At 42.1% G+C, this 26,166-nt stretch carries 15 protein-coding genes; 3 read left to right on the forward strand and 12 right to left on the reverse strand.

Going from position 1 to position 26,166, the window contains the following annotated elements; genetic code table 11:
- The first annotated feature begins 24 nt into the window (after positions 1 to 24).
- Positions 25 to 2,187 (forward strand): glycoside hydrolase family 3 C-terminal domain-containing protein, encoded by a 2,163-nt coding sequence (locus tag BLU33_RS03505; RefSeq protein ID WP_091369338.1) that lies wholly within the window; start codon positions 25 to 27, stop codon positions 2,185 to 2,187.
- Between the two features lie 193 nt (positions 2,188 to 2,380).
- The gene (locus tag BLU33_RS03510; RefSeq protein ID WP_091369341.1) at positions 2,381 to 4,348 is read left to right on the forward strand and encodes a sialate O-acetylesterase; all 1,968 of its coding nucleotides are present in this window, start codon (positions 2,381 to 2,383) and stop codon (positions 4,346 to 4,348) included.
- 1,416 nt (positions 4,349 to 5,764) lie between these two features.
- Here BLU33_RS03510 and BLU33_RS03525 read toward each other — a convergent pair.
- The 8 genes from BLU33_RS03525 to BLU33_RS03560 form a co-directional block, all read right to left on the reverse strand.
- Positions 5,765 to 7,063, reverse strand: coding sequence for a glycoside hydrolase family 71/99-like protein (locus tag BLU33_RS03525; protein ID WP_091369348.1), 1,299 nt, complete (start codon positions 7,061 to 7,063; stop codon positions 5,765 to 5,767).
- 27 nt (positions 7,064 to 7,090) lie between these two features.
- A complete protein-coding gene (locus BLU33_RS03530) occupies positions 7,091 to 8,098 on the reverse strand; it encodes a family 43 glycosylhydrolase (RefSeq protein ID WP_172829209.1) in 1,008 nt (335 codons plus the stop codon).
- 21 nt (positions 8,099 to 8,119) lie between these two features.
- On the reverse strand, positions 8,120 to 9,121 hold the full coding sequence (locus BLU33_RS03535) for a family 43 glycosylhydrolase (protein ID WP_197684552.1): 1,002 nt from the start codon (positions 9,119 to 9,121) through the stop codon (positions 8,120 to 8,122).
- 100 nt (positions 9,122 to 9,221) lie between these two features.
- Entirely contained in the window at positions 9,222 to 10,358 is a 1,137-nt protein-coding gene (locus BLU33_RS03540) for a hypothetical protein (protein ID WP_091369352.1), read from the reverse strand.
- A 16-nt stretch (positions 10,359 to 10,374) separates the two neighbouring features.
- Positions 10,375 to 11,082, reverse strand: a complete 708-nt coding sequence (locus tag BLU33_RS03545; RefSeq protein WP_091369354.1) for a DUF3823 domain-containing protein — start codon at positions 11,080 to 11,082, stop codon at positions 10,375 to 10,377.
- A 27-nt stretch (positions 11,083 to 11,109) separates the two neighbouring features.
- A complete protein-coding gene (locus tag BLU33_RS03550) occupies positions 11,110 to 12,954 on the reverse strand; it encodes a RagB/SusD family nutrient uptake outer membrane protein (RefSeq protein WP_091369358.1) in 1,845 nt (614 codons plus the stop codon).
- Positions 12,955 to 12,965: 11 nt separating this feature from the next.
- Entirely contained in the window at positions 12,966 to 16,103 is a 3,138-nt protein-coding gene (locus tag BLU33_RS03555; RefSeq protein WP_091369361.1) for a SusC/RagA family TonB-linked outer membrane protein, read from the reverse strand.
- A 586-nt stretch (positions 16,104 to 16,689) separates the two neighbouring features.
- On the reverse strand, positions 16,690 to 18,354 hold the full coding sequence (locus tag BLU33_RS03560) for a lectin (RefSeq protein WP_091369364.1): 1,665 nt from the start codon (positions 18,352 to 18,354) through the stop codon (positions 16,690 to 16,692).
- Between the two features lie 658 nt (positions 18,355 to 19,012).
- Between BLU33_RS03560 and BLU33_RS03565 the strand changes: the two genes are divergently transcribed.
- Entirely contained in the window at positions 19,013 to 19,783 is a 771-nt protein-coding gene (locus BLU33_RS03565; RefSeq protein WP_197684553.1) for a Type 1 glutamine amidotransferase-like domain-containing protein, read from the forward strand.
- 292 nt (positions 19,784 to 20,075) lie between these two features.
- Here the strand turns inward: BLU33_RS03565 and BLU33_RS03570 are convergent, their stop codons facing one another.
- From BLU33_RS03570 to BLU33_RS03585, 4 genes are all read right to left on the reverse strand, one after another.
- Positions 20,076 to 20,663, reverse strand: coding sequence for a Swt1 family HEPN domain-containing protein (locus tag BLU33_RS03570; protein WP_091369367.1), 588 nt, complete (start codon positions 20,661 to 20,663; stop codon positions 20,076 to 20,078).
- Positions 20,656 to 21,303, reverse strand: coding sequence for a DUF5343 domain-containing protein (locus BLU33_RS03575; RefSeq protein WP_157682042.1), 648 nt, complete (start codon positions 21,301 to 21,303; stop codon positions 20,656 to 20,658). The genes BLU33_RS03570 and BLU33_RS03575 overlap by 8 nt, the downstream gene beginning before the upstream one ends.
- A 291-nt stretch (positions 21,304 to 21,594) precedes the next feature.
- Entirely contained in the window at positions 21,595 to 22,992 is a 1,398-nt protein-coding gene (locus BLU33_RS03580) for an efflux transporter outer membrane subunit (protein ID WP_091369374.1), read from the reverse strand.
- A 23-nt stretch (positions 22,993 to 23,015) separates the two neighbouring features.
- Entirely contained in the window at positions 23,016 to 26,165 is a 3,150-nt protein-coding gene (locus BLU33_RS03585) for an efflux RND transporter permease subunit (protein WP_091369378.1), read from the reverse strand.
- Between the last annotated feature and the right edge of the window lies 1 nt (position 26,166).

Raw genomic sequence — 26,166 nt, forward strand, 5'->3', positions numbered from 1 at the left:
TACAAACCAAATTTTAAATAATCAATGCGTATAAAATTTTTGATAGCACCCCTTGCCACATTATTCTTCTTCGGAAATGTTTCGGCCCAGAAAGCGAAACAGATGTCATTACAGTATAAGATAGATTACATGCTTAAGAGAATGACACTCGAAGAAAAAATCAACATGCTGCATGGTAATGCCTTGTTTTCTTCAGGGGGAGTAAAACGTTTGGGTATCCCCGAACTAACGTGCGACGATGGCCCATTAGGTGTGCGCGAAGAAATAAAGCGCTTTGACTGGAACTCGGCAAACTGGACAACCGATTCGGCTACCTTTCTGCCAAACGGTTCAGCTATAGCAGCTACCTGGAACCCCGCATTGGCAAATAAATATGGGGTGGTTATAGGAGAGGAGGCCAATGCCCGTAAAAAGGATATTATGCTTGCACCGGCATTTAATATTTGCAGAATGCCGCTATGCGGGCGTACCTACGAGTATTATTCAGAAGATCCGTATCTGAACGCACAATTAGCTGTACAGGCGGTTAAGGGCATCCAAAGCCAGCATGTGGCAGCCTGTATCAAACATTTCGCGGCAAATAATCAGGAAACAGACCGTAACATGATGAATGCCATAGTTGACGAACGGGCATTACGCGAGATTTATTTCCCGGCCTTTAAGGCGGCAGTGCAACAGGGAAATGCTTACACCGTAATGTCAGCTTATAACAAGCTAAATGGCTATTGGTGTTCGGAGAATGATTTTTTACTGAATAAAGTATTAAAAAAGGAATGGGGTTTTAAAGGTGTGGTTATGTCCGACTGGGCCGGCACACATCATACGGTAGCGGCGGCAAATGCCGGACTTGATATTGAAATGGGATCAAGCGGCCCGTATGATAAATGGTATTTTGCCGACCCTTTGCTTGCCGCGGTAAAAGCAGGCCAGGTTTCTGAAAAAACGATTGATGATAAAGTGAGGAGAATTTTATGGCTGATGTATCACACATCTATGAGCCAGAATCATCCCAAAGGAAGCATAGCCACCCCGGAGCATGGCAAAGCCGCTTATGAAATTGCCTCAGAGTCTGTTGTACTATTAAAAAACGATGCACATTTATTGCCTTTAAATACAGCTAACATTAAAAGCATTGCGGTCATCGGCGACAACGCGGTACGTACATTTGCTTTGGGCGGTTATGGTGCAGGGGTAAAGGCCCAGCACGAGATAACAGCATTAGAGGGCATAAAATCAAGGTTCGGTAAAACAGCCAGCGTCACTTTTGCCCAGGGTTACAAGGCTAAGTATTTAGCGAACAATACTGACGCGCAAAATAGTGGTTATGATCAACCCGACCAAACCCTGATCGACCAGGCCGTGGCGCTTGCAAAAACAACCGACATTGCCATTTTGTGCATCGGTTCCAATCGCGAGTTTGAAAGCGAAGGCCATGACCGTAAAAATCTTGAATTGCCTTTTGGAGAGCAGACATTGGTTGACGCAGTTACCGCTGCTAATCCTAATACCATTATTGTGGTAATGGCAGGTGCTCCTTACGACCTTAATAAAATTAAAAAGTCAAATCATACCATTGTTTGGTCATGGTTTAACGGATCGGAAGCAGGGAATGCACTGGCCGATGTTTTAAAAGGTGTAGTGAACCCATCCGGCAGGTTGCCTTTTACTTTCCCTGTCTCGTTAAACGACTCACCAGCTTCTGCCTTAAATACTTATCCGGGTAAGGACCTGACTGCTGAATATAAAGAGGGGATACTGGTTGGATATCGCTGGTATGATACTAAGAAAATTGATCCTTTATACTGTTTTGGTTATGGATTGTCGTATACCAATTTTACTTATACTGATTTGGCCACCAACAAGAAAACGTATAAAAAGGGGGATAAAATAACGGTATCCTTAAAGGTTAAAAATACAGGCAGTGTTGCCGGTAAAGAAGTTGTACAGCTTTACATCAGCAAACTAAACTCTTCGGTTTTGCGTCCTGGTAAAGAACTAAAGGCATTTAAAAAGATTATGATAGCACCGGGTCAAACGGCTCCTGTTTTAATAAACATAGCTATAAACGATCTCGCCTATTTTAACGATAAACTAAAAAATTGGGTGATTGAGCCTGGTCAATACAAAATACTGGCCGCTGCGTCATCAAGAGATATCAGGCAAACAGCAACGTTTAATATTAAGTAGCAAGAGGAGGTTTTGTCGGGGTGATTTCTTTAAAGTAAAATAAATTGGTAAAGAGAAGATAATAAAAACAGGTACTTGCTTGATTCAGGATCTGGCGGAAGCCAGAACTGTTGTTACCGGTAAAGATGCCGAAATAGTGATTTTTCGCAACTAACATCAATTGACGCAAGCTATAAAGTGAAAAAGTAATAATATGAGTTTTATAAATAGAATTTTTTTTTTGGCGATCGTTTTTTCTTTATGCCCGGCGGTATTTTGTAACGCTCAATCAGGATACGCCCAGGTAACTTTGCCAAAAGTGTTTGGCGATAATATGGTTTTGCAAAGAGGTATAAATATTCCTGTTTGGGGTAACGCAACTCCGGGTTCTTTGATTGTAGCAACGCTTGGTAAGGTAAGTACAAAAGCAAAAACTGATAAAGACGGCAAATGGATGTTGCATTTTTCGAAGTTTAATGCAGGTGGCCCTTATGATCTCAAAATTTCTGAGTCAGGAAAGCCCTACTCCGCAATCAAATTAACGGGAATTCTTATCGGGGATGTATGGCTGGCTTCGGGTCAATCCAATATGGAATTTCAGGTACAGCAGGCGCGGGATGCTCCGAATGAAATTGGCAAAGCAGATTTTCCCCAGATCCGCTTTCTTATTGTAGAACACGATATTAAACTTACTCCTCAATCTGATTTTTTAGCGGGTAAGTGGAAACTATGTGACACAAATAATGTAAAGCAGTTTTCTGCCGTTGCTTATTATTTCGCCCGCAAAATACATAGAGAACAAAATGTACCCATTGGTATCATTCAAAGTACCTGGGGCGGAACGCCGGTGCAAACCTGGACAAGCCGGGAAATGCTGCTTACATCGACTGCTACCAGAGCAAAAATACTTGCGAATGATACGCTGAGTCAAAATGATTTTGCAAAAGATAGCCTGAATATGGTACGTTTTTGGGACATCGTTTATCATCCGCAGGGCAGTTCTGATAAAATTGTTCCATTACCAGAATATGACGACTCTGGTTGGACGGCGGTTGAGATGCCCCGTACGGTTAAAGATTTTGGGATTGGAAAATATGAAGGGATGATGTGGTTGCGCAAGAAAGTTGTGCTACCACCGTCTTTTACGGGAAAACAGTTAGTACTCAATATTGGACTCCCCGAAATGAGTTACTCACTTTATTTTAATGGTGCTGAAATATGCAAAACTATTTGGAGTAGCAATCCAAAACAATTTTATACTATACCTGCCAGCCTGGTTAAGAACGGGCAAAATACCATTTGCATCAGAATGGCTATGCTGTGGGGCGGTGGCGGACTCAACCCTCCGGCCGAAAATATTTATATTACCGATAATGTTGCTAAGGTTTCTTTGGCAGGAAAATGGTTGTATAAAAAAGATGTTGAACCAGCCTTGCCTCAAATTCGCAATTATCAAAATTATTCCGCATTGCTGTTTAATGGCATGATTCATCCGTTAATTCCCTTTGGGATCAAAGGGGTTATCTGGTACCAGGGCGAGGCAAATGATACGGAGGCTTACCGTTATAGAGAATTATTTCCCATGCTAATTAACGACTGGCGACAACGCTGGCACCAGGGTAACCTTCCTTTTTTATATGTTCAGTTGGCTAATTTCAAAAAAGTAAATCCGCTTCCTTCTGAAAGCGAATGGGCCGAACTGAGAGAAGCCCAAACATTAACCCTGTCGCAACCCAATACAGGCATGACTTGCATAATAGATATCGGGGATGCCAACAGTATTCATCCGCTAAACAAGCAGGAAGTTGGACGCAGGCTGGCGCTGATAGCAGATAAAAAGGTATATGAGAAAAATGTTATTGCCTCGGGGCCAATGTATAAAAACTGCGCCATAAAGGGAAAAGACATCATCATAAGTTTTACTGATACCGGTTCGGGGCTGGTAACTAGCGATATTGATTCTTTAAAAGGGTTTGCAATTGCCGGAGATGATAGAAAATTTTATTGGGCATCTGCCCGGATCGAAGGTAATAAGGTAATTGTGAGTTCGGATAAGGTAGCTGTTCCGGTGGCTGTACGCTATGCCTGGGCGGACAACCCGGTTTGTAACCTTGTTAATAAAGAAGGACTGCCGGCCGTGCCCTTCAGAACAGATGAATGGAAGGGAATTACCCAAAAGTGAGTTTGTTTAAAAGCCCAAAATAGCGTTTGATGAAAATAAACAGCCTATTAATTGCGTATCATTAAAAAATATATGAAATAAATATAAGTTTCGCGCCGCCGACAAATAGCGAAAGCTGATTTATCGTCTGTCCCCCTCCGTTATTATCCGGGCTTAAACGGGGCAGAAGATCACCGAAACCTAACACTTGTGTAAACAGGCCTATTCCGGTATTAATACATTCGCAAAGTCAAGAATCCGATGAAAATAATACGGAATTGATGTAGTTTTCCAAATTCTTATTGATGTTAAAACACTGGCAAAACCTGTAGTTTCCTAACTCTTCATCGGATTTATCCTTACTGTATTGTTCATTACCGACCATTTCTAATGGTTCATAAGGTTCGGCGTTCCATGCAAAAACACCTTCTTGGTTTAATATATTTTGACTATTATTTAAATGAAAAAATTATACCTGATTCTCTATCACGGTCACTAAAATAGGTTATCGGGAATGTTAAAGCTAAGTTTAAGCTTTCTATAATACTGCGTTCCTTCGGCGGGTTCAAATTCGATTTTTCTCAATTTTGTTATAACATCCCAAAAAAGATAGGTAATGAAAATCACCATTGACCAAAATGTTTCAACATACGCAGATGGAGGTTGTATGTGATGGTTTACGTCTATTTCACCACCACGTATAATAATGAAATATGATATTACTAAGAAGATATCTATCAGTAAAACCACATAAGGCCAACTAAAAATAGAATTTACCTTTTCCGTGTTACCGGTTGATTGAGAAATTTGCCAGCCGACCCAGCTCGTTAAAAGGATTACAACACAAAATAGCATATGTGTGTATATGTAATAGTAGCCCATAAGTGATTTAATAAACGATTTTTCACAATTTACTAAGCCCCCGTTTTTAGGGTTGTGGATTAACGTTCTGGTAGATAATTAGTTGCAAGATATATTCCTCGCTCTTACGAGCAGAGGGTCACTGGTTCGAACCAGCCTCATATGCAATGGAATGGTACAAACAACATTAAGATATTTTAAACCTGTAATTCTATAAAAAGGCACAAAAAGGGCACAAAAGATTTGTATGTCAGCAAAAAAATCCGTAAAATCGCTTATTAGAAGTAATCAGAGCGGTTTTTGTGCCGTTACTGACAGCGCAAGAAAAAGACTGAAAATCCTTGTGTCGCTGGTTCGATTCCAGCTGATACCACAGAAAGCTCTCAGATTAATTTCTGAGGGCTTTTTTGTTTTTGCGGTAGTCTGGAGACTACGCGCATATTAGTCCGAAGGTTGGAAACTTCGGACAGCGGGATATAAACGTCTAAATATTATCTGCTCCTATTAATTGCATAAAAAAGCCGCTGAGATCAATTTGAACCCAGCGGCTTTTTTACATGTATGCGGAAATGTTTATTACAATTCAGGTTTGGTTGGCCTTGTTGCCGTAAACGGTATTAGGCCTTTAAACATTTTGGCGCCATCGCCTGTCAATCTTAAATAATAATCTGATGAGCAAGCGGTCCCATCTTCATCAAGTGAGACGAAATTTGGGCCTGGTACTCCGTTTATTATTGCTGCTGGTCCTGCTGGTACAAATGCCTGACTTTCGGCTGTTTTAACTATCTGATTGCCTTCATTGAATTCATCATACATAGAGATATAAAGACCCTGGGCCCCGGCCTTTGTCATATTGTAAAATTGCCTCCACATAAAATCGCCATGTGCCCTTTGGTGGGCACTCAGGTCGCCTGGTAATACGCAGGGCTGATAGTCGATGCCATTGCCGCGGCAATATACTTCATCGGCCTGGTTCGTGTTTGCATAAAAACCATCAGAATCATTCGCATTACTAATTCTTCCAACCATCCATGGCGAAAGCATATCAAAAGCTTTATAAGTGCCTAAGAAATCAGGCCTCGAATCACTATTCTGATCACGCCAGTGTGTTGGTACGCCACCAATAACATAGCAACCCTTGCTTTGAAACCACTTGATAACACTGAGGCAGGTAGCTGCGGTAAAATCGTGATTATCATCGCTAAAACCAAAACCCCAGATACACACTACCGGTTTGCCATTTTGTTTGGCATACTGCGAAGATGAAGTAAGCGCCGACATTTTGTTTGTCCAGTCAGCTTCCATTTCGGTAGCCATATTTGTCCAGCCGCTTACATCGTACATAATGTAAAATTTAACACCATTATTTTCAGCTGCAATTTTTACTTTGGCAGCCATCGCATCACGTATGGGGCCTTCAATACCGCTGGGGTTGAACCGCTGCAGGGCGGCACCGTCAATTCCATACTGCTTCATCCATTTAAATTGGATATCAACCGTTTGATCACTAAATGACGAAAATACGTTTGCCGGCGAGCCATTATTCAAATTGGGATATTTTGTGGGGAAGGTGCTGGTATATTCGCGCACATCGGGCCATGCACTAATTCCAGTATTAGTTGGCGACGGCTGCTGCTCCCAGGTTTGGGTCCAATGCCAATACAAGTTAATCGGCGACCCGTCGCCTATTGCTGCAAACCATCCCTGGTAGCCCACAATCACTTTACCTACCACATCGCCTACTGGCGACTGCTTGCGGGTAGTAGTAGTATCTGTTGGTGTAACAGGTGCAGGAGCGGTACCCTTTTTTGAACAACTGCTTGCCAGGCACAGCGCAGTTATAAGTAGCAATCCATTCATCTTATTAATTCTCATGATCTTTATTATTTAATATGCGTTAGTTTATTGTTCTTTTACCCCGTTTATATCGGTTTGGATGATCTTTTGTATGGTACCATCAGCGTTATAGTAAAGTTTATTTACACAAATAGACCGTAACCAGTCGTTATTTGAAAGGGAGCTATTATGGTAAAATGCATACCATTGGCCTTTAAATTCAACAATTGAACCATGATCGGTAAAACTATCTGTAGGGTCAATGTACACGCCCTGGTATGTCCAGGGGCCTAATGGGCTTTTGCTGGTAGCATACTTCATTCGATTGTGTTTACCGGCCTCGTCAAAATTATCGGCGTATGACAGGTAATATATACCGTTCCTTTTGTGTACCCATGTTGCTTCGTGGAAATCGTTAAGCCCCTGCATGGTTTGCATTGCGCCGTCGATTTCCATCATATTATCCTTAAGCTTTCCGCCTTTGCAAATGTTGCCTCCACCATAATACAAATACGCTTGCCCATCGTCATCAACAAACACACATGGGTCTATTAATGATTCAAGCCCCGGGATGTAGCCCTGGGATACAAAACCACTTGCCGGGCTTTTGCTGGTAGCCACTCCTATTTTCCAGGTATTTGCCCAATCTGTTCCGCTTGGATGCGGGAAGTAGAAGTAATAAGTGCCGTTTTTATAAGCACAATCAGGCGCCCACATAAAGCCTCCTTCGGCACGCCCCCATGATACCTGGCTGGCACGCAATATCTCACCCTCGTCTCTCCATGTTACCAGGTCAGCGGTCGAATAAACGTGGTATTGGTCCATCAGGTCGCACCCCTGGGGCGGGGCTATATCATGCGATGGATACACGTACAAACGCCCATCCGCCCATACGTGAGCAGACGGATCTGCTGTGTATATTTGCGTAACAAAGGGGTTTTTCATCCCGTCGCCATTAGGGTTTTCAATAACCACAGGCGGGTCATTCTTAGCGACGCTTACTTTTTTTGAACAGCTGCTGTTTAGGGCAACAAATGCGGTTAAAAGTAGGCTATAAATGGTTCTCTTATACATAAACAGCTGTTTGTAATTGGTTTATTTGCTTATAGCAGCAGTTGGCACAACTTTTTGAATTGTACCATCGGCATTGTAGTAAAGTTTATCCACACAAATTGATCTTAACCAATCCTGGTGCGAAATAGAGCTATTATGATAAAATGCATACCACTGGCCTTTAAACTCTACTATTGAACCGTGGTTGGTATAGCTATCGGTGGGATCCATGTAAATACCTTTGTAAGTCCATGGCCCTAAAGGATTGGTGCTGGTTGCATAGCGCATTTGATTATGTTTGCCATTAACATCGTGGTTATCAGAATATGAAAGGTAGTAAATGCCATTTCTTTTATGAACCCAGCTGGCTTCATGAAAATCTTCCAGACCCTCCATTTTTTGCATTTCACCATCAATCTCTACCATATTGTCTTTTAGCTTGCCGCCTTTGCAGGTGCCGCCCCCGCCGTAATAAAAATAGGCTTGTCCGTCATCGTCAACAAATACACATGGGTCGATCATGGATTCAAGCCCTTTTATATAGCCCTTTGATACAAAGCCTTTTGCCGGGCTTTTACTGGTGGCAACGCCAATTTTCCAGGAATCGTTCCACTTGGTGTCGCTTGGATGCGGGAAGTAGAAATAGTAAGTACCATTTTTATAGGCACAATCAGGCGCCCACATAAAGCCTCCTTCGGGGCGGCCCCACTCAACCTGACTGGCGCGCAATATTTCGCCTTCGTCCTTCCAGTGCACCATGTCGTCGGTTGAGTAAACGTGGTACTGGTCCATCAGGTCACAGCCGCGCGCAGGGGCTATATCGTGCGAGGGGTACACATAAAGCCGGCCATCTTTCCAAACATGTGCAGACGGGTCGGCAGTGTAGATGTCCGTTATGAAAGGATTGCCCACAGCTGCGGTATCAGTTTTCCCTTGGGCGAGGGCAGGGGAAGCCAGTAACATAGTTAAGCCTATAATTGCAGAAAAGTGTTTCAACATGGTTTTGCCTGATGATGTTTTTAATAAATGAGATATAGATATCATTAAAGAGTATTTATTAATTATAAAATGTAAAAACTAAATGGCAGAGAGAGAGATGCTCTCCGCCATTTTGATAGATTAAATTAATAAGTTTCAGAAAAAATTATTTTACATCAACTTCCACATCATCAATACCATAGGTTTGAGCTGTTGTTGCCTTTGTGATATTAAAGAATATCCTCATATAATTAAAAGCTTTTAAATTGATTTGATCTGCATCGGTGTACCCGTATGCATCGGTCATTTTTAGCTTTAAGTGGTTCCAGCCAGGTTTTAATGTTGGCATAATGGCATCCAATCCCCAACCCAGGTGGAAATCATCCGGATTGTTGGCACTGCTAATTTGTATCTGGCCACCAGTTGCATACTGGGTAGGATCCTGAACATAAAACCAGAATTCTAAATAGCCGACATCTTTAGTTGTTTTTGTATCAATAGGGGCAGCTGGTGTTAGCTGAAACTGCATAAAGTTTCCCCCCACTGCAACGGTTCCCTGAAGATAGCCGGTACCTTGCTTTTGGCCTTTTGTTACTAATAACCCTCCATTTACTATGTTCCAGGTAGCATCTAATTGATCACAATTACTAAGCATAACAGGGGCTGCTACATCAACCCTCATATCATCAATACCGTAGGTTTGAGCTGTTGTTACGTTAGCTTTGGTGTTGTAGAATATCCTCATAAAATTTATAGCCTTTAAATTGACCAGATCTGCATCTGTTAACCCGTATGCATCGGCAAATCTCAGCTGTAAGTGATTCCAGCCAGCGTGCAATGTGTCGAGAATTGAAGACAGCCCCCAACCAAGACGGAAATCATCCGGATTGTTGGCACTGCTCATTTGTATCTGGCCACCCGGGTCTATCTGGGAAACATCCTGAATATACCACCAGAATTTTAATTCGCCGGTAGCTAAGGTTTGTTTTGTATTAACAGGGGTAGCGAGCGCCAGCTGAAACTGCATAAAGTTTCCCCCCGGTGCAATGGTTCCCTGAACATAGCCTTTCCCCTCCTTTGGGGCGACTGTTATTAATGTTCCTCCGTTTACTATATTCCAACCATCTAGTTGATCACAATTACTAAGCACAGCCGAGGTATCAATTACCGGTTTAGTTGTATCCGGAGGTGGTGGTTTCAGGTACGAGGTGTCTCTGGATTTATATTGCACTTTTTGGCAGCTAATAACTGCAAGTGCTATTACGAAGATGGAACATGCCATCATTATTTTAATGAATTTCATTTCCTTTTACTTAAGATTATTGTTTAGGAACATCTATCTGTATTATGTTAGAAAAATTGGAGCTGTTGTAACTATCGCTTAAACGCACCCCAACGCGTACAAAAAATGTACGGCCCGGTATAAGGTTAGGCACTGTTAAGGTCCTCGATTTATCGGCTGCGGTCATATCAATAAAGTCTTGATTAATGGTTACGGCGTTTGCGTCAGAGAAAACCTGTATTGAAGCTCCTGTACCTACAAGGGCGGTTGTATTAACATAAGGCTGCGTATCCTTAATAGTAGGCAAACCCGCTACTACCGGCGCATCAATATCATACGTTAGGGTTAGCGTTGTACCGTTTAAAGTCGCGGTGAAATTTTTGATCACCAGGTAAGGCGTAACGGTAAAGTTATGCGTTGTACCCTTAGTAAGATTGACGGTTACCGTGTCATAAACAGGCCAAAAGGCACCTCCGGTAGGTACAACCTTATAGCCCCCGCTAAACAGTTGAGTGTCCTCAAAAGTCCCATCGAATTTACTAGGGATAGTTTGCGGAGCGGTCCAGCCAATTTGCTGCATCCAAATTTGGGTACTGCCGCCTGATGTAGGGAAATTACCGCCTGTTGATGATATTATATTACCCTGAAATGAAGCGTTTGGACCGGGGTAATTATCTATTTTTGTGCACGCAGAACTCGCAAGTATTGCTACGCCCATTAAAATTCTGCTAATCAGTTTTTTCATATCTTTAATTTTTTGATTTTTAATTTTTTAATAACCAGGATTATTAGGCAGCAGATTCGGGTTATTTGCAATTTCTCCACCCGGAATTGGTTCGTAATAATTTTGTTTCGGGAAAGTATATTCACGGTTAAACAACTCGGGTTCGGCAAGGAAAATGTATTTGTTTTCGTCATATACATAATATGGCATCAGGCCTTTAAAATGCGCTTTGTCCAACACCACATCAGCGGTGCGCCATCTTTTCAGATCCCAGTAATACTGGTTTTCAAAGGCAAGTTCCATGCACCTTTCATTACGTACCTTAGTCAGGTCGATAGACGAATAAAGTGCCGCACCGGCCCTGTCCCTTATCAGGTTGATATCGGCTAGTGCATCGCTGGTATTGCCTAATTCAACAGCAGCTTCGGCACGGTTCAACAATATTTCCGCATAACGAAAGTCTATCCATGGCTGTACGCTCGTGTTCAGATTAACCGTTGACTGGAGCTTAGTGTAATCAATATATTTACGTACATAAAAACCTGTGCGCGTTAATTCATCACCGCCTGTCCATGGCCCTGTAAAGCCAATAACCTGCAAGCCCTGGTACAGTGTTGCTGTAGAACCTGAAAGTATGTATGAGCGTGAGTTAGCCGGTTTTGCAACTTCAGCGGCAGCTGTTCCGCTAAAAGATGGGTAAATACCTCTTTGCATATCAAAGGTAAGCCCTCTTAATGTTGCTCCCGGGAAATAAATAGTAGCCAGCAACCTTGGTTCAAGACCCTGCATTATATCCGCACGGTTATTAAAACGCGTAGGTGTGCCATCGGGGTTGGTTACCGGTAAATTTCCCCAAAGGCTTACCAAATCCAGCGTAGGGTATGAGCGTGAAAGTGCATTAGCTGTAAAGTAGCGCGGCGACATGGTATCATCCCAGCTATGGGCTGTGTGGTTAGCTATAGAATACTGTTTTATAAATATATTCTCAGGGCTGTTGGGTTTCAGGAACAGATCAACATAATTCTGTACCTTATCACCCGGGGTTCCATTATAAAGCGAGTACACGCCATCAAGTAATTTTGCGGCATCATAAGCTGCCTGGAAATACCCGGTAGCTGCTGAGGCGGGGATGCCTACTGCACCTGATGCACGTGCTTCTCCGTCAACATAATTTACGGAACCATATTTGGCAACACAGGCAGCATATAACATTGCCCGTGATTTTAACGCCGCTGCAACATACTTGTTAGCTCTTCCAGCATCGCTGGTTGCGGGCATCATTTTGTAACCCAGATCAAGCTCGGCAGCGATAAAATCCCAAACAGCTTGTTCCTTATCGCGATGTACCTGCAATGTTGCCAATGGTGCGCCCGGATCTTGCGCAACTGTTATAATGGGTACACCGCCATAACGTTTAGCCAAACCAAAATAATAGTAAGCTCTTAAAAAGTGAGCTTCGCCCAAAAGCTGATCTACACCTGTCTGGGTTAGTTCAGAAGCATGCTTAGGCAGCTCGGCTATCATTATGTTAACATTCCTGATATCGCCGTATGGCCAGAAGCCAAAGCCTGTGCCAATATCCATACCGCTCCAGGGGCCAACCTCTTCGCCTGTACATGCGGCTTCGTTATAAAATTCCTGCCAATCATTACCTCCGTGTTCGAAGCCTGCAGGACTTTCAGCACCATCATTTGTGCTGGGCACGTATTTAAAATCCTCGATGGGTAAATCCTGGTATATCGTTGCTAAAAACGACTGAATGCCCGCCTGACTGTTAAATATAACATCAGACGTGAAGATATTTGTTGGTGCAATATTTAACTTTTGGCAGGAGGTTACCAAAGCTCCTGTAACGATGCATATCGCAATAAGTAATTTTTTTATACTTTTCATATGTCAATAATTTAAAAGGAAACGGAAGCTCCCAAGTTAAAAGTCCTGTTCTCTGGATATGTATATCCTCCTAATGCTACACTAAAATTGCCATTGTCTGTTGGATTAGGGCCCTGGTGTTCAGGGTCGTAGTTCTTCAGCCCGGTGAATGTTAGCAGGTTGTAGCTGTTTACATAAAACCTTAATTTTTTAACGCCTATATGTTTCAAAACTAAAGGGGATATAGAATAACCAAATTCAAGTGTTTTTACACGCAGGTAACTGGCATTCTGTATTGCTTTTGTGCCTTGCGCATCTGGCGAGCCCATTGCAGGGTAATACCCTGGTACCCATTGCGTGTTAGGGTCAAAAACATTTGCACTAGGGTCTACTGTATGCCAGCTGTCAAGGAAGCGGGTTAACGCGCTTCTGCCATACATCAGCGGCGACGCAAATTGCTCGCCGTATTGCACGTAAACACCGGCGGCACCTTGTAAAAGCAGGGTCATATCAAACCCTTTATAATTTAAGCCAATGGTGAGGCCATAGTTATATAATGGAATATCAGAAGTTGCAATAGGCGTGTTATCCTTTGAATCTATTACCCCGTCATGATTCGTGTCCTGATAATAATAATCACCGGGAATCACACTATTATTACCTCCGCCCATGTTCACACCATAATTCTGTATTTGCTTGTAACTGGTAAACTGCCCGGCGTAAGTAGGGCCCCACCATATGTTCTGGTATCTGTTGGATTGGCTTGACTGCCATTGTTGAAATTCGTTGCCAAAAGTGCCTTGTAAAACAGTCATGTCCTCTAAGCGGGTTGTGCCTATATTACCGGTAAGGTTTACACCCAGTTGGCCAAATGTATTCCTGTAGGATACGCTAAAGTCCAAACCTTGCACCCTGTCGCTATTGTAGTTGATCTGTGGCGTAGGGGCACCCACAGTGCCGGGTAGAACTGTGGAAGGTGTGGCTACCAATCCTGTCCTGTCGTTTCTGAAAACTTCAATAGTTCCGTTAATTTTTCCATTAAGCAGGCCGAAATCAAGTCCTATATTCTTTATGGTACTTACCGGCCATGTTAAACCCGGGTTGCCAAGTTTTGGCGCTGAGCCGTTCACGGGAGTAGCTCCAAAAATATAAGAGTTTACGGGGTAGGTATAGCCGGTTACATAATTGTATGCATTACCAGCCTCATCACCAACTTTACCATAAGAAGCCCTAAGCTTTAGGTTGGAGAGGATCTTATCAGAAACTAAATTACGAACGAAGCTTTCTTTAGTTAAAACCCAGCCTACTGATGCGCCCGGGAAGAAGCCCCATTGATCGGGACCCGGCTGATACAAACTGGTTCCATCACGGCGAAAGCTGAATTCAGCAAGATACTTTCCTTTATAATCGTAGTTAAGCCTTCCTATAAAACTCTTGTGCGCGAAATCCTGTAAAGCACCAGCATCCTGACCGCCACTCATATTTGAATTTGCCAGGCCCCCAAATAAATAGTCTATAGGTATGTTAGTGTCCCGGTAAGCATTAAAGTTATCAGCAGTGTTATGGCTTTGCTCATAGGTAAACATGGCAGTTACGTTATGATCCTGGAAGAAGGTATGCGCATAATTTAATGTAATCTGGCTTAACGTATTAAAATGCGTGTAATATTGGCGGGTTATGCCAGAAGGGGAATTTACTGATTGTGGTAAATAAACATCATTAGCGGCGTCGTAAGTATATAAATTAAATGTGTTTTGTATTTGATTATAGTCATAAACCCCGTAATCAACATTAAACAAAGCCTTGGCAGTTAGTCCGGATATGCCGGGTATGCTATACGTTAAGTTTAACTGGCTTGTAAAGCTTTTATTCTTGGCCACAATTGAACCTACCTCGCTGTCATTAGTCATGATAGCAGGATTCTGGTTATCAGGCATTACATTAGGGTATAAAGGATTGTTATTAGCATAGATCTGGTTTATAGGGATCTGATTCCAGGTATACTTATAAACCTCCCACTCGGGGGTTAAAGGCTGGTTTTTCTGATCCATCCAGCCCGATGTTAATATCTGTGCTTTTAACCCTTTGGCTATGCTAACGGTAACGTTTGAGCGGAAATTATACTTGTTGTAGTTTAAATCCCCGGTTTTATAAACGCCGTCCTGTTGCTGGTAACCAAAGTTGAAGAAATAGCTTATCTTGTCATTTCCGCCATCAATATTTAAATTATGGCTGATTTGGTTGGCTGTTTTGTTGAAAACAAGATCCGACCAATCGGCAGATTTGTTAGTGCCGTTGAGCCATGGCAGTATGTCTGCATAAGAATATACCGGAGTTACATTGCTAACAAAGTTATTTTGGAAATCGCGTTTGGCTTTCTCATTAGTCAGCAGCATATAATCTACAGCGCCTACGCCCTGGGGCATTCCCAAAAATGTTTGTACTGCATCATTAACTGAATAATTGATGTTAACTTGTCCGTTTGTTGATCCTTTTTTAGTTGTTATCAAAATGGCACCGCCAGCAGCCCTTACACCATATATAGACGCCGCGGCATCTTTCAGCACAGAGATACTTTCAATTTCATTTGGATCCATCCTGCCTAATGTTGACTGGTCTCCGCCAATTACACCATCAATTACAATTAATGGAGCTGTTTGAAAACCTCTGATATTCAAATCATTGTCATAAGATCCTGGTTCGGCAGTTTTTTGAACAATACGGATACCTGGTATTTTACCGGTTAGCATGTTTACAACGCTTTCATTTTTTGTTGTTATGATGTCTTTATTCTGAATCGTTGCTATTGAGCCGGTTACAGTGGCCCTTTTTTGCACACCGTAGCCTACAACTACCACTTCATCAAGGCTTTTATTGGTGGGATTTAAAGCTATTACGCCACCTTTTATGTTTTTAACGGTGACTTCCTTTATTTCATAACCTATGAAGGATACCTGTAAAATAGCATTGGTGCCGGGTACGGTAAGCGTGAACCTTCCGCCTGCATCAGTAACAGCGCCGGTGGTTGTGCCTTTAATTTTTACACTTACCCCCGGAAGTGTTGACCCATCGGTTAAGTCTATCACTTTTCCGCTGATCGAGGTTTGCTGGGCTAACAAACTAAGCGGGAAAAGAAAGAAAAGAATAAGTAAGTACTTTAATTTTTTCATATTGTCTCTCTGTTAATAATTAAGTTTATGGATTGGTATGCCCTTGAATAGGGCTTGAAATTTGAAAAAGTGCAAATCTTTTTCACGGAGGGTTAGGGTCATAATTGTTCATGATTTGGTTGATTAAGTTATTACCAGGTGCCGATTAAAGGTTAATCAACATGGTAATTGGTTTATAATTATGATAACAAAAGAAGAGTGGAGAATTAATAAAAGATAAATAATAGATTAATGATTGACTATAAATGCCATAAAAAATGACTTATTAAGAATATTCGGCAATCGATTGTATTTATTTTTTAGTTTTAAATAATATTTATAAATATTTCGTTGGTATCCGGGAATAAAAAATGTATGGTCACAAAGGGTGATATTATTCTGCTATTTTATTTAACAATGTATATGCTTCCGTTTTGCCTGATATCGTCCGAAGCATTTTCAGGGATCTTCTTCCGATCTTACCATTCGTAACTTATTACTTGTCCACTACTTAAGGCAAATCCTGGATGCTAGGCAACATTGTCATTAAACATAAAAAGGAGCTGTTTAAACAGCTCCTTTTTAGATCATTAGTTGCCTCAGCTTTCTATTGATTTATTTTAAATGATTCCCACGGCCCGGCAGTGGTTCTGTTACACGTCATGGCCTGTGTGCCATTTTCACTGGAAACAAATTTCCCATTATTCCCTAATAAAGAAACTGTTCCATCAGCATTGCTTACCCAGCTGAATTCCTCCCAGGGGCCATATGTTGTTCGGTTGCAGGTGATTGCCTGGGTGCCATTTTCTGATGACACGTACTTTCCCTGGGTTTGTAATGCTATTTTTCCGCCTCCGGCATCAACAACTAAAAATGTTTCCCAGCCTTGTGCCGTAGTACGGTTACAAGTCATGGGCTGTGTTCCATTTTCACTGCTTACATATAAGTTGTTTGAACCTTTAAAAGTTACCGTTTGCCCAATAGGTGCAACACTGCTTACAGTTACTACTGGGGATGTTGGGCGGGTAGCTGTGAGCGCAATTTGACCTTTTAACATCTTTCCTCCATCTCCGGTTAACCTCATATAATAGTCTGCAGAGCAGGCAGTACCATCTTCGTCTAATGAAACAAAGCCAGACCCTGCGGGCACAGAGGCCTGTGTTTCGGCGGTTTTAGCGATCTGGTTACCTTCATTATACTCATCAAACATCGAAATATAAATTCCCTGACAGCCCAATTTCACCATGTTATAAAATTGATGCCACATAAAATCTCCATGTACCCTTTGATGCTCCTGTAAATCGCCTGGCAGTACACATGGTTGATAATCAATGCCGTTTGAGTTACAGTAAGCCTGATCAGGAATGTTTACATTGTTATAATAGTTATCAGCATCGCTTACATTTCCGATCCTGCCGATCATCCATGGAGACAGCATATTGAAAGCGGTATAAGTAGCTAAAAAGCCCGGCCTTGAATCCTGACCACTTGGAGCTGTACGCCATTGGGTTGGTACCCCGCCAATAACATAGCAACCCTGTGCTTTAAACCAGTTAATTACATCAAGGCATACATCGGCGGTCCATGGGTGATTGGTATCATTAAAACCAAAGCCCCAGATACATACTACCGGCTTGCCGTTTTGTTTGGCATAAGCAGAAGATGAGGTATAGGCCGACATTTTATTTGTCCAATCGGTTTTAATTTCCGGTTGCATATTTGTCCAGCCGCTTACATCATACATAATGTAAAACTTACGGCCTGTAGCCTCAGCTGCTGTTTTAACCTTAGCCGTTATTGCGTCCCGGATTGGCCCTTCAGATCCATTGGGGTCGAATCGCTGCAAAGCGGCACAATCAATTCCATTTTGCTGCATCCACTGGAATTGTGTATTCACCGTCTGATCGGTAAAGGATGAAAACAGAGATGCAGGCTGCCCGTTGTTAAGGTTAGCAAATCCTGTTTGATAAATGGATGTGTAATCACGCACATCGGGCCATGATTTTATACCTACATTGCTTGTTGATGGTGCCTGTGACTGATCATTGGACCAATGCCACCATGCATTTATAGGCGAGCCATCGCCTATTGCAGCAAACCATCCCTGGTAACCTACCACAATCTTTCCGACAACATCACCAGTTGCCGATGCTAATGCCCTCGACTTTAGTTTACTATTTAGTGTTGTGTTTGCTTGATCACTGCTATTTTTTTTACAGCCAACTGCTATAATTGCAATTGCCGCTAATACGATTAACTTAATTTTTTTCATGATTTGGTTTATTTGGTTAAATAAGAGAGAAAAGAATTCCTTAACGTATTTATACCGTTAAGGAGGTCTTAAAGCAAGAATCTGCATAGTGATGAGGTTCAACTAATGATCTGAGATATAATTGATTTACTTGCAAATTATAGGCAGGTATTAAAAATAAATTAATAATTAGTTAATCGTTACCCAAATACAGTACTATTCTAAAAAGAAAACGTAAAGGATATAATGCGCTGTTTATTAATGCGGTAACTAATGGTTTACATGGACAAAGTAGCGTGGATCCATAAAATTACTATTGCATCAGTTTAGACAATAATTGTTTTTTAACTTCATTGGCCGGATACTTTTTCTGATTAATTAATTCAGCCCGGCATGGGGTAATTGGAACTAATTTATAAAGGATTTAAGAACAATTGCATGGTTTACAATGATTTGGCAATCCCGATCCTAATTGGACATTCCTGCATCATTGACCATATTCATTTTATTATAAATAATATCAAGATCGGCCATCCGACATCCTATATATCATTTCATATTCACTTATAGCGTTCGAGATTTGTACAGTAGGTTTTACTGTAGTCTGGAGGTTACAGGCGTATTAGTCAATCTTAACTGCATTACAGTATAAACTTGATTTAAGTTTATTGTTTTCACAATGAAAATAATACTTTTACCTATTAACGCCAACATCATGAAGCTTCTTCTCACATCAAGCGGCATTAGCAACACGAGCATTAAGAATGCGCTGGTCGACCTTTTGGGCAAACCCATCGCCGAATCTAATGCACTCTTTATTCCGACGGCGATATACCCGTTCCCTTATGGCGCTCGTTATGCATGGAATCCAATCAGTGGGCAAAGCCAATCCCCCTTCTGTCAGTTGGGTTGGAAGTCTATGGGACTGCTGGAACTCACTGCGCTCCCCAGTATCGAAAAAGATGTTTGGCTCCCTGCGGTACAGGATGCTGACGCATTGCTGGTTTGGGGAGGCGATCCCTTGTACCTGAGCTACTGGCTGCAACAGTCGGGATTGGCAGACCTTTTGCCATCGCTGCTACACAAGATGGTGTATGTGGGCGTGAGCGCCGGAAGCATGGCGGTGAGTTCCACCTTCGGAGAGACTTATAGCAATCCTCGCGGTGGAAGTGGCACGCCGCTGATGTCGCAAAGTATTTTATTCTCTACTCCTCAGGGAGAAATAAGCAGAACATTCGTTATGGCCCGGGGAGCAGGATTGGTTGATTTTGCGTTGATTCCGCACCTGAATAATGAGAACCATCCGGACGCTTCCATGGCTAACGCGGAAAAATGGGCTGCAATGCTGCCGGTACCGGTGTATGCTATTGATGATCAGACTGCTATTAAAGTGGTCGGCGGCATTGTTGAAATTGTCTCCGAAGGGCATTGGAGATTGTTTACACCTTAATGCCGAAAGATTCGTTAGGCAAACATCAGCTATAGGCTGAATAATTTATTCAAAATCCCACCAGTCTACGTTCTTGGGCGGATCACCCAAAGTATAAGGCTCCCCTATACGTGGAACGTTTAGCTGGATACCTAGCTTTTCAGCAGCGGGCAAGCTACCCGGCGGGCGTAATTTACCTGTTGAAAGAAATTCATGAATAGTTAAGTCATTGGGTTTGACCCCAGGCTAATACCACGAACATTCGCAAGTTGCTAAGCACTTGCGAATGTTTTGATTTTATAAAAATATAAAATCAAAATCCAACCTGCTTGTTCCAGTCATTAATATATTGTTCAATACGCCGAAATTCAGACGGTAGCAATAATCTATTATGAGCTACATAGTTTCTTGCTTTTTCTAATTCATCCATTCTTTGTTTAAGCCAATGTTGAGTTGGTATTAGATCAGAAAAATCCAACCAATTTTGAATTATAATATCAGATAGATGTCCGAATTCTATAAACTCAATCAATTCTGTATTGTCACCTTCTAACCAAGAATTGTCTTTGGTAGCTTGTTGTCTTTTTTGAGCAAATTCTTTGACATTTTTTGGTGCACCTTTTTCCCACCAGTCTGTGTCGAACTTCTCTTTCAATCTTTCTTTGATTAAATCACGAACGGAATTTTCAAAGCAATTAATCAACGCGTAAATTCTGGACATTCGAAGCCCTTCATTACGTATAGGAATAGAAAATGGGGATAAAGTTTCTTCCATTAAAACTTTTTCTACATGCTCGTTATCAGCACCAATTCTTATACCGGCACTCTTGAATTGCTCCGCCTCAGCTTCAAACATTAATGCTCGGAACATCCATTCTCTTATGTTCGGTTTATCATTCATTTAATAAATGTTCTCTTAATGATTTAAATATCGCATTATAAACTTCAATATCTTTTGTAGATGGAAGATGAATTTCTATATTATATCTTAGATTAGGAACAATGGGAAATGTGCCATTAAACCCATTGTTATTTGTTTGCTGAGGATTTTCTGCACCTGCTTCAGGGTGCTCGCCTTCTGTTTTCGTCTTGTCAACGTCTTTTTTTGTAGAAGGCTTATTTGTTCCTGCAATGTCTGCAATGCTTAAAAGGCTAAGAAACGTATTAGCCATATAACCAGCAACTTGGTCGCTGACATTGTGAGTGGATTTAAATAAGCCGGTTATAGCAGGCCTATCTGATTGTGACGGTTTTTCGTTTATATGAAATATTTCAGAATAAGCATCTTTTAACGCTTCTCCTAAAACTTTACTGGATTTTGATGTATTCCTATAATCATGATATCGTTGTGTTGGGCCTCCATTTTCAGAAATAAATCCAAGATCTTTGAGAAGCCCCAATACAGCTCTATCATTGCTGCTTGCAAAACCTATCTTTTTTAAATGCTCCGTAGTAAACTTATCCGGTGCTGTACCTTCAATAATCTTTTTCATTATCGCAGGTAAATTTTTTACACTGTTTAGATATTTTTTTGATAACATAATGTGATGGTTTTAGGTTATTAAGAATTCTGAATCAATTGGTTATAGTAAATGAAAAGGGCGTTTGATAAAAATACAGTTTTTCATTATTGTAGGTGGAATTATTTTCAATGAAATATCCTTCTGCCGAATAAGCCCATTAATATAAATCCAAATCAGCCAAGAAATAGTTCGAGGTTTGCACAATAACCAACACAAAAGCCCTCAGATTAATTTCTGAAGGCTTTTGTGTTGGTGTAGTCGGAGACTATGGGCATTAGTCCGATTTAGAAATCGGACAGCGGGATTACGTTATCTCCAACCTCCGCCTAAGTCGGTATATAAATTAACAATAGCCTGCAATTGTTGTAATTTATCACTTACGCTGGCCAATTGTGCTGCTAACAAACTCTGTTCAGAGGTTAAAACATCGGTATAGTTTGTGGCTGAACTATAGGTTAACAGTTGTTTAGTGTAATCCACCGATTTTTCCAATGCATCGAGTTCTTTCTTCCTTAAATCTACTTTCTTTAATGCTTGTTTATAAGAAAATAAATCATTTGCCACTTCCTGTCCGGCCGTTAAAATACTTTGTTGATAAGTGTTAAAGGCTTCCAGTTGCTGAGCTTTTGCTATACGGTAACGTGCCTTGTTTTGTCCCTGGTTGAATATGGGCTGCGTTAACCCGCCAACCAAATTGTAGAAGATGGAGTTGTTGAACAGATCTTTCAATTGCAATGTTGATAAGCCACCTTCAGCCGTTATGGTAAGCGTTGGATAAAAATAGGAATGAGCAACATTGGTGTTCTCAAAAGCCGCCATAAAAGCAAATTCAGATTGCTGTATATCAGGCCTGTTCTTTAATAATTGTGTTGAAAGCCCTGTATTGAGTGTTTCAACAGGTGTTTGCTCTTCCATGGTCAGCCGTTTGATTGGCCCCGGCCCGCGACCGAGCAAAATACATAATGCATTCTCTGTTTGTCTTATACTCGTTTCCAGATCAGGAATAGTGATCTCGGCAGCATATCTGTTTGCTTCGCTTTGCACTACAGCTGCGCCGGTAACCACATTTGCCTTTAGTAACGACTTATTAGTCTCTACATCCTGAATATTGTTTTTTACGGTTTGCCGGGTGATAGCTAACTGCTGATCATAAGATAAAAGTGTATAATAATCGTTGGCAATATTGGCTACGAGTGCCGTTTGCACAGCGCGTTTTGATGCATCACTTTCCAAAAAATTAGCGATAGCCTGCCGCTTTAAACTACTGAGCTGGCCCCATACATTAACCGTCCAGCTGGCGCTCAGGTTAGCCTGGTAGGTAGTTGTATTCAAATCGATACCCAATCCGGCTGGGAACGACTGTGCCGCCTGAGATGATTTAGCTTTAGTAACCGTTGCGCCTGCACTTAGCGTTGGAAAATAAGCGGCCTTGCTCTCTTTCAACGAGGCATTGGCTTCTGCTATTTTTAGTATAGCGGTTTGCAGGTTAAGGTTATGATCAATCCCTTCCTGTATCAGGTTTTGCAATACCGTATCTGCAAATAACGACCGCCATGGCAGATTTGCTATAGAGTTGGTATCTGCCTGCGTGCTGTCGCGATATAAATTTTCCGCAGTTACATTTGGCCGTTTATAATGCTGCGACACATTACAGGATGCCATAATGATCAATCCTGTCAGGGTTAATAAAAAATATCTTGTTTTCATTTGATTGAACTTAAGCTTAAAATTTAGTTGACTATCGGCTCCGCAGGCTGAACATCGGGTTTGCCGCTGATCCTTTCCTGTAATCCCTGGAAAACGATGAATAATATAGGGATCACGAAAACGCCGAACAGCGTACCAATGAGCATGCCACCCACCGCGCCTGTACCGATTGATTTGTTACCCACCGCACCTGCGCCTGTTGACAGCATTAACGGAAGCAGGCCCAGGATAAACGCAAATGAGGTCATCAGGATGGGGCGCAGCCTTGCGGTTGCACCTTCAATAGCAGCATCTATCAGCGTCAGGCCATGTCGCCTGCGGGTTACTGCAAATTCAACAATCAGGATGGCATTTTTGGCTAACAAGCCGATGAGCATGATAAGTGTGATCTGTAAATAGATGTTATTTTCGACGCCAAATATTTTCGCGAATATGAAGGCCCCGGCCAAGCCCACGGGCAGCGATAATAGAACCGCAAATGGCAGTATGTAGCTTTCATATTGTGCGCTAAGCAGGAAATAAACGAAAATAAGACAAAGTATAAATATGTAAATACTTTGACTGCCGCCTGCAATCTCTTCCCGGGTAATACCGGCGTATTCAAAGCCGTAGCCTACAGGTAGCGTTTGCGCGGCCACCTCATTAATAGCCTTAATGGCATCGCCTGAGCTATAACCAGCATTTGGTGCGCCCTGTATATCAATAGAAGTGTACAGGTTGAACCTGTTGATGGATTGCGGGCCATATACCTTGGTAAGTGTTACAAACTCCGAAATGGGAGCCATAGCGCTGGTACTGTCGCTTCGCACATAAATATCATTTAAGCTTGCTGTATTGCTACGATAGTTGGCATCAGCCTGCATCATTACACGGTATTGTTTTCCAAATTCGTTGAAATTTGAAGCATATACACCACCATAATAACCTTGCAGTGTACTCAATACTGAGTTAACAGTTACACCCGCCTGGTGGCATTTGGCCACATTAACATTGATCATGTATTGCGGAAATTTGGTGTTGAACGAGGTAGTAGCATATTGAATTTCCTTGCGTTTGGCAAGTTCAGCCAGGAATTTAGTGCTCACATCATTGAATTTATTGATATCGCCACCGGTTTTGTCCTGTAGCTGGAACTCAAATCCGCTATTGATACCGAAGCCTTGTAAAGTAGGTGGCGCAAAAAATATGACCTCGGCATTTTTAATGCCTGCCGTCATACCGAAAAGCTGCCCGGTAACGCTGTTTATATCCTCACCCTTGCCGGTACGCTTGTCCCATGGTTTTAACTTAATTACCACCATAGCATATGAGCCGCCGGATCCGGCAATAAAGCTTTGCCCGGTAATGGTTAGGGTTGATTCTACTTCAGGCAACTTTTTGATGATATCTTCAACCTGTTTGGCAACTACCGTGCTTCGTTCAAGCGATGAACCTACAGGTAAGCTGATGTTGGCGAACAATACTCCCTGGTCCTCATTCGGCACAAAACCGGTTGCAGTGGTTTTTATAAGGAAGTAGAAAATGCCGGCAAAAATTAAAATGATCAATCCGGCGAGCCATTTTTTCCCGGTAAGAAAATGCACCGAACGTTTGTATTTTCCGGTTACCGATTCAAATCCAACATTAAAAGCAGCATAAAATCTTTGAATTAAGCTGGAATTCTTATGCTCACCTTCGGGATGCGGTTTTAAGAACAGGGCGCAAAGCGCCGGGCTCAAAGTTAACGCGTTAACCGCCGAAATGATAATGGCAATGGCCAGTGTTAAACCAAATTGCTTATAAAATACACCTGACGAACCGGAGATGAACGATACCGGGATGAACACCGCGGCCATTACCAGGGTAATAGAAACAATGGCCCCGCTAATATCGCGCATAGCGCTTATGGATGCTTCTTTGCCCGATTTGGCGCCCTGGTCGAGCTTGGCGTGTACCGCCTCGACGACGACGATCGCGTCATCAACCACAATACCAATGGCCAATACCATTGCAAACAGCGTTAGTAAGTTAATGGTAAAACCAAATAAGTTAAGGAAGAAGAACGTACCAATGATTGCCACAGGAACAGCGATTGCTGGAATTAACGTTGAACGGAAATCCTGTAGGAATACAAATACCACGATAAATACCAGGATGAACGCCTCTACCAGTGTATGAATAACTTTGGCTATGGATTCATCCAAAAAGTCGTTGGCATTTAGCAACGAAGTATACTTTACGCCCGGCGGAAAAGATTTTGAAGCGCCGGCGATGGTTGCCTCGCATTGTTGGATCAATGAGTGTGCATTGGAACCGGCCACCTGAGATATAGCTATACCAACTGATGGATTACCATCGGTAGTCGTAAAACCACTGTAATCGAGTGAACCCAATTCAATGCGGGCCACATCCTTTAACAGCAAAGTTTGCCCGCTACTGGTTGATTTGATAACAATGTTTTCAAAGTTGGCCACAGATTTTAAACGCCCTTTGTACTTTAGTGTATATTGGTAGGATTGATTACTGTTTTCACCAACCTTTCCGGGCGCTGCGTCAACGTTTTGTTCTGCAAGAGCGGCGTTTATATCATCGGGTATCAAATGATAGGCTGCCATAACGCTTGGCTTCAACCAAATACGCATAGAGTAATCCTTGCTACCAAAAGCGGAAGCATCGCCTACACCGTTTATACGTTTAATTTGCGGCAGCAAATTGATATTAGCATAGTTCTGCAAAAAAGTTTGATCGTATGACTTATTAGTGCTTGACAATGAAAAGATCATGATGTCACTGCTCTGTTGTTTCTGTGTGGTTACACCTGACTGGGTAACTTCAGCAGGCAACAGGGGTGCAGCCTTCGAAACGCGGTTCTGCACGTTTACAGCAGCAATATCCGGATTAGTGCCCAAAGCAAAATAAATGGTAATGGTTGCGCTACCGTCATCAGCTGCGGTCGAGGTCATGTAGGTCATGCCTTCCACACCGTTAATCTGCTCTTCCAAAGGAACGATTACGCTGGTCAATACCACATCGGCGTTAGCACCGGAGTAGGCCGCAGACACCACTACAGTAGGTGGTGCGATGTCTGGATATTGGGTTATCGGCAGCTCTATCAGCCCAATAAGGCCCAAAATAACCAGTATAACCGATATTACGGTAGATAATACCGGCCTTTCAATGAATGTCTTTATCATC

The organism is Mucilaginibacter mallensis, from assembly GCF_900105165.1.
In the GTDB taxonomy this organism is placed as follows: Bacteria; Bacteroidota; Bacteroidia; order Sphingobacteriales; family Sphingobacteriaceae; genus Mucilaginibacter; species Mucilaginibacter mallensis.